The sequence below is a fragment of the Streptomyces sp. NPDC047971 genome (assembly GCF_040653355.1).
Classification (GTDB): Bacteria; Actinomycetota; Actinomycetes; order Streptomycetales; family Streptomycetaceae; genus Streptomyces.
Genome location: NZ_JBEZNW010000058.1, coordinates 26,989 through 33,083 on the forward strand (window position 1 = coordinate 26,989; position 6,095 = coordinate 33,083).

At 73.8% G+C, this 6,095-nt stretch carries 6 protein-coding genes; all 6 read right to left on the reverse strand.

The window, feature by feature from the left end; genetic code table 11:
• Nucleotides 1-168: 168 nt before the first annotated feature.
• Nucleotides 169-366, reverse strand: coding sequence for a hypothetical protein (locus tag AB0D99_RS33160; RefSeq protein WP_362370986.1), 198 nt, complete (start codon nt 364-366; stop codon nt 169-171).
• Between the two features lie 163 nt (nt 367-529).
• Nucleotides 530-1,321 (reverse strand): ABC transporter permease, encoded by a 792-nt coding sequence (locus tag AB0D99_RS33165; protein WP_362370989.1) that lies wholly within the window; start codon nt 1,319-1,321, stop codon nt 530-532.
• Nucleotides 1,322-1,333: 12 nt separating this feature from the next.
• Nucleotides 1,334-2,107 (reverse strand): ABC transporter permease, encoded by a 774-nt coding sequence (locus AB0D99_RS33170; RefSeq protein WP_362370992.1) that lies wholly within the window; start codon nt 2,105-2,107, stop codon nt 1,334-1,336.
• Complete coding sequence (locus AB0D99_RS33175; RefSeq protein ID WP_362370995.1) at nt 2,104-3,093, reverse strand: ABC transporter ATP-binding protein; 990 nt, start codon at nt 3,091-3,093, stop codon at nt 2,104-2,106. Before AB0D99_RS33175 ends, AB0D99_RS33170 begins: the two co-directional genes overlap by 4 nt.
• A 60-nt stretch (nt 3,094-3,153) precedes the next feature.
• Nucleotides 3,154-4,158: a helix-turn-helix domain-containing protein gene (locus AB0D99_RS33180; RefSeq protein WP_362370998.1), complete on the reverse strand. Its 1,005-nt coding sequence runs from the start codon at nt 4,156-4,158 to the stop codon at nt 3,154-3,156.
• Nucleotides 4,155-5,696, reverse strand: coding sequence for a methyltransferase (locus AB0D99_RS33185; protein WP_362371001.1), 1,542 nt, complete (start codon nt 5,694-5,696; stop codon nt 4,155-4,157). The genes AB0D99_RS33180 and AB0D99_RS33185 overlap by 4 nt, the downstream gene beginning before the upstream one ends.
• Nucleotides 5,697-6,095: the final 399 nt, after the last annotated feature.

A 6,095-nucleotide genomic window follows, 5' to 3' on the forward strand; every position in this document is an offset into this window, starting at 1 on the left:
GCGGCACGCTCGGTGACGCTGCCGTCGCTGCGGAGTGTGACGGTACAACCCGCCCCCGTGTCAAACGGCGAAAGCCCGCAACGGCCACTCGAACGGTAACCCGAGTCCTGGCATTCCTGCCGCCCGGACTCCCGGTCCGGTGGGGCGGGCCCGCTCGGCGCGACCCCGTCACAGCCGCCCGAAGCACCACACCCCAAGGAGAAGGAAGACGATTCCGAAGATCGTCGTCAGCGTGGCGGCCATCGGCGTGGCGACCCCCTGCGCGACCGGCCGGCCGTGCCTCACCCGCACCCCCGTCCACCACAGCAGCGCCGCTCCGAACAGCGCGAACGCCGTTCCCGCGAAGATCGCCGGCCCGCTCTCCATGCCCGTACCCCGTTCCCGTGACGGTCCCCCGTGGTCCCTGGAGGCCGAGGCTGGCACCTCCCGGCGTCGTGGGCGCGAATTCCGGGTGAACGACGCGGACGCTCCCGTCCGGGTTCACGAATATGGCCGGTAGTGCCCCCACCTCTTTCCTCTCTCCGGTACGTCACATCACATCGAGCGAGGCCCGTCGCCTGCTGCCCCGCTCGAAGAGCGCGAGAAGCGCCACGGCCAGGAACGCGTACCCGACGCCGACCACGGTCTCGGCGGCGAGCAGCGCACCGTCGAAGCCGTCACCGGCGGTGAGCCGGCGCGCCGCGTCCGCCGCGTGGGTCAGCGGCAGCAGGTCGCCCGCCGTCCTCATCCACTCCGGCAGCGTGTGCCGGGGGACGGCGGCGCCGGTGAGCAGGAGCAGCACCGAACTGGCCACGTTCGACACCAGGAACACGTCCCGGAAGCGGAGCCCGAGCGCGCCCAGCGCGAGCCCGAACGCCGAGCAGGAGCCGGCCGCGACGAGCAGGACCACGGCCAGACCGGGCAGCGCGCCGACGGGCACCGGCATCCGGAGCACCAGCGCCGCGACGGTGAGGACGAAGGCGCTGACGAACAGCCCGTTCAGGACGTACGGCAGGGCGCGTCCGGCCCACAGCGGAACCCGGCGGCGCGGCGAGAGCAGGACGGCCCCGAGGGTGCCGAACCGGCGCTCGTTGGCGATCGCCATGGTGCCGCCGTACACGCAGGAGGCGGAAGCCGCGAGCACGGCGTTGCCGACCAGGTGGAAACGGTCGTCGGCGACACCGAGTTCTCTGCCGAGGAAGACGAAGAAGAAGACTTGGAGCAGGGGCCCGACCAGCAGCGTTCCGATGAACATGGGCGGGGTCGTCCAGTTGAACAGGGCGCGGTAGGAGAGCGATCCGCCGACGAGCACGAGCCGCGCGGAGGCGAGGAAACGGAACATCTCTGGGGCCTTTCAGGCGAGGGCGAGCGTGGCCGCGGCACGCGCCCGCCGCTCCACCCGGCCGAGGACGAGGACGGCGGCCAGCGCGTATCCGGCGCCGAGCGCGACGGCCGCGAGCAGCGGGGTGAGGACGTCCCCGCCGGAGGTCGCGGCGTGTACGGCCCGCGCGCCCCAGGTCGTCGGCAGCGCCCAGGAGACGGGGTGGGTCCAGGCGGGCAGCACGCTGATCGGCACGAGCAGCCCGGACAGCAGCCAGACGGGCGTGTCGAGCGGGTTGGCCAGCGCGTTGGCGTTGCGCAGCAGGACGAAGGTGGCGGCGAGCAGCAGCCCCATCATGCCGAGCGCGAGCACGCACACGGGGACGGCGAGGAGGAAGAGGAACGGGTGCGCGAAGTCCAGGGGCACACCGAAGAGCAGCACGCCCCACAGCACCGTCGCCCCCATCGCGTACGTACCGATGACGGCCGTCGCGAGGGTGATCGGCAGCAGGACGAGCGCCAGCGGCGCGGGCGCCACGACCAGCGTCTCCAGCGTCCCGAGCCAGCGCTGGTTCTGCACGGCGCCCCCCGAACCGAACAGCACCGACCCCCAGATCCCCATGAGCCCGGCTCCGACGGACGCGGTGAGCAGCCGCTCGGGGTCCCCGGCCGCACGGAACAGATGGACGGCGAGGGTCGCGTACACCAGCGGCACCAGGACGGCGAAGGTGATCTCGATGGGCGAGCGGGACATGTACGAGACATGGGTGCGCACCCCCACGCCGATCAGCCGCAGGACGCGCGTCACGCCGGCACCTCCCCCGGGACCGACTCCGACACGATCGCGATGTAGGCGTCCTCCAGGGAGGGTTCACGGCTGACGACCCGCCCGAGCCGTACGCCGTCGAGCGCGGCCAGGATCGAGGCATGCGGCTCGGCCCCTCGGTCCGTCTGCACGGTCACGGTCTGCGCCGCGCCCCGGTCCTCCGCCGACGCGCCCCGCACCCCCGGCAGCTCGCGTATGCGGCCGAGGTGTGCCTCGCTCGCCCCGTACGCCTCGATCTCCAGCACGTCCCGTTCCTGGACGCGGGACTTGAGGCTCTCGGGCGTCCCGATCGCCTCGATCCGTCCCCCGGCGATGACGGCGACGCGGTCGCAGAGCTCGTCCGCCTCGGCCATGTAGTGGGTGGTGAGCAGCACCGTGGTGCCGGCCGCCGCGAGATCGGCGACGGTACGGCGCAGGTCGCGGGCGGCGACCGGGTCGACGCCGATCGACGGCTCGTCGAGGAAGAGGACGTCGGGGCGGTGGAGGAGCCCGCGGGCGATGTGGAGGCGTTGCCGCATGCCGCGCGAATACCCCTCGACCCGCTCCCGCTCGCGGCCCGTGAGGCCCACCAGATCGAGGAGTTCGGCGATCCGCCGCTTCTGGGCGCGCGGCTCGACGCCGTACAGCTCGGCGAAGTAGCGGAGGTTGTCGAGCGCGGACGGCCGGTCGTACAGACCTCGGTCGCCGCCGAAGACGTAGCCGATGCGGCGGCGTACGGCGACGGGGTCACGCGCCACGTCGTGGCCGAACACGCGGGCGGTCCCCGCGGTCGGCAGCAGCAGGGTGTTGAGCATCTTGATGGTGGTGGTCTTCCCGGCGCCGTTCGGGCCGAGCAGTCCGAACAGTTCGCCGGGCGCCACCTCGAAGGTGACCCCGCGCACGGCCTCGGTCTCGGTCCTGCGGGACCGCGGCCAACCGGTCCTGCTGGTGTAGGTGCGGCGCAGCGCGTCCGCCTCGATTGCGAGCATGGGCGGGACGTTAGAAGCGCCGTACGGCCCCGGACCATCGATTCGGGAGCCCCCGAATCGTCAGGCGACCGCCTGCAGCACGCCTTCCCCGGCGAGGAGCGCGAGCAGCGAACGGCCGGTGTCCGTCAACTGGTAGTAGACGGAGCGGCCGACCCGGTGCCGGGTCACGACCCCCGCTTCGGCGAGCACCGACAGATGCTCGGAGACCGTGCTGGGCGCGAGCCCCAGCCGGTCGGCGAGACCGGCCGTGGTCAGCGGGCCGGCCAGCTCCCGCAGGACGGCCGCCCGGCCGCGGCCGAGCATCAGCCCGAGCCGGTCGTCGGCGGCGGGCTCGGCCGGGTCCCGCAGGGCGGCTGCCCCGCGGGCCTGGTACGAGACGGCGACCACCTCGGGGTCGTCCGTCGAGTAGAGCCGGCAGCCCTCGGCGAAGACGAGCGGGACCAGCACCAGGCGCCGCTCCCCCGCCGCGTACTCCGCCTGGTGGTACTTGGTCAGTTCGAGCACCGGCCGCTCCCAGCGCCCGCGCGCCTCCAGCCCGCTGAACAGCGTGTCGACGCCCTCGGTCGCGAAGGTCCGCGCCCGGACGAGGACTTCGTCCTCGACGAGTCGGCGCATGGTGGGCCAGTACGGCTCGATCGCCCCCTCCCACCAGGCCGCGTAGGCGTCTGCGAGCGCCGCGCAGGCGGCCCGCGGGTCCTCCAGGTACGGCCTGAGGAACGGCTCGTCCGCCATCCCCGGGTAGCAGACCGCCGCCTGTGCGCGGACGAACTCGGGATCGGTGGAGCGCAGTTGGTCGAGCTCCTCGTGGACGTTCACCGTGCCGACGGGGCGGGGCAGCAGGAAGTCGGAGACCTCGTACCGCCCCTCGGCCAGCAGGTCCCGCAGCGGCGCGAGCCGCTCGTCCTCGCGCCACACCCGCCGGGCGCCGGCGACCCACTCCTGGTAGGGCCAGGAGGGTTGCCGCCACGGCAGCGCCAGGTGGAGGGCGCAGAAGGCGTCCCGCAGCGGGCTGATCGCGATGCGGGTCGCGCCGAGCGACGCCTCGTCCAGTTCGATCCGTATCAACCCCGCCGCTCCTCCTCGCCGACCGGAAGGAGGAAGCCCTCCTCCACCAGGAGCCGGATCGCCTGCGGGGTGCGGTCGCGCAGCAGCACGGGGTCCTCGCCCATCAGCTGCCCGATCGCGTCGAGGATCCGGCCGGCGCTGAGGGAGCCGTCGCACACGCCCGCGAAGCCCGCCCCCACGTGGTCCACCTTGGTGGCGCGCCGCATCCCGCGGTTCTGCCGCAGCACGACATGCTCGGGGTCCTCGGCGCCCGGCAGCCCGACCTGCTCCTGCGTCACCTCGGGCGCGAGGGCGAAGTGGTCGGCGAGCAGCGCCGCGTCGTCGCGGGCACGCAGATAGTCCTGCCGCTCGAAGTGGGCCCGTACGGTCTCGCCGAGCGGCTGCTCGACGGGGTGCGGCCACTCCTCGATCACGATCGACGGCTCGACCTCGCCGGAGGCCACCGCGGCGTTCTTGCGCACGGTGATCCAGCCGAAGCCGACCGCCTTGGTCTCGCGGCTCTCGAACTCGTCCAGCCACGCCTCGTACCGCGTCGCGTACTCCCCCGGCTCCTCACGGTGGTCCCCGCTGTCGCGCAGCCACAGCTCGGCGTACTGGGTGACGTCCTGGACCTCGCGCTGCACGATCCAGGCGTCGCAGCCGCGCGGGACCCAGGAACGCAGGCGGTCCTGCCACTCCTCGCCCTCGACGTGCTGCCAGTTGGCGAGGAACTGCGCGTAGCCCCCGTCGTTGAGCCGCTCCCCGGCCTCCTGCACGAGCGTGCGGCACAGGTCGTCGCCGCTCATCCCGCCGTCGCGGTAGGTGAGCCGGGCGCCGGGCGAGATGACGAAGGGCGGGTTGGAGACGATCAGGTCGTACGTGTCGCCGTCGACGGGCTCGAAGAGGGAGCCCTGGAGCAGCTCGGCCTCGCGGGCGCCGGAGAGCGCGAGGGTGAGGCGGGTGAAGTCCAGCGCGCGCGGGTTGAGGTCGGTGGCGGTGACCAGGGTGGCGTGCTGGGCGGCGTGCAGGGCCTGGATGCCGGAACCGGTGCCGAGGTCGAGGGCGGAGGACACCGGCGTACGGACGGTGATGCCGGCGAGGGTGGTGGAGGCCCCGCCGACACCGAGGACGACGCCCTCGTCCTTCTTCCCGATGCCGCCGGCCCCGCCCACGGCGCAGCCGAGGTCGGAGACGATGAACCAGTCCTGGCCCTCGGGGCCGCCGTACGGCCGCACGTCGACGGCGGCACGGACCTCGCCGTCCTCGTGCTCCACCCAGCCGTCCGCCAGGCACTCCTCCAGCGGCAGCGCGGCGGCTGCCCGCTCGGCGGGGACGGACCCCTGGAGCAGGAAGAGCCGGACGAGGGTCTCCAGCGGGGAGTCCCCCCGGGTGGCCCGCAGCGCGGGCACGGTCTCGCTGCGGGCGAGTGCGGCGTAGGCGGGGGCGCCGAGCCGTTCGAGCAGGCCGTCGGCGGTGAAGTCGGCGGCGAGCAGCGCTTCGCGCAGGCGGGCGGCGTGCGCGGGCACGGGGAGGCGGGAGGTCAGGCTGGTCGTACTCACCCCACCATTGTGACGGCCGCCACCGACATTGCCTCGACAGCCCCGCCCGGTGCCGCGCACCGGGGCGACATCACCTCGACGGACCCGCCCGGGGCCGCGAACCGGGGCCCACGGGCAGTGCGTGGCGTCCGGACTGGCGCCTGGCCTCGGACCGGGTGACGCGGAGCCGGGACACCGGGCCCCGGATCGGCGACGCGGGCGCCCGGTCCACAGCGCGGGGCCTCGGACCGGGTGGCCACGGGCCGGGCCGCGGCGCCGGTGGTCTGCCGGGCGCCCGGTCCACAGCGCGGGGCCCCGGGCGAGCGGCGCGCGCCCGGGGCCCCAGCGGTCCGTCCTCGCTACTCCGCCTTCTTGCTCGCGGATTCACATAGGAAGAGCGTGGTGTGGGGAAAGAGTTTG

Excerpts from the sequence above, each read along its gene's own strand:
- AB0D99_RS33160 (WP_362370986.1), bottom strand. The coding sequence starts at position 366 with ATGGAGAGCGGGCCGGCGATCTTCGCGGGAACGGCGTTCGCGCTGTTC.
- AB0D99_RS33165 (WP_362370989.1), bottom strand. The coding sequence starts at position 1,321 with ATGTTCCGTTTCCTCGCCTCCGCGCGGCTCGTGCTCGTCGGCGGATCG.
- AB0D99_RS33175 (WP_362370995.1), bottom strand. The coding sequence starts at position 3,093 with ATGCTCGCAATCGAGGCGGACGCGCTGCGCCGCACCTACACCAGCAGG.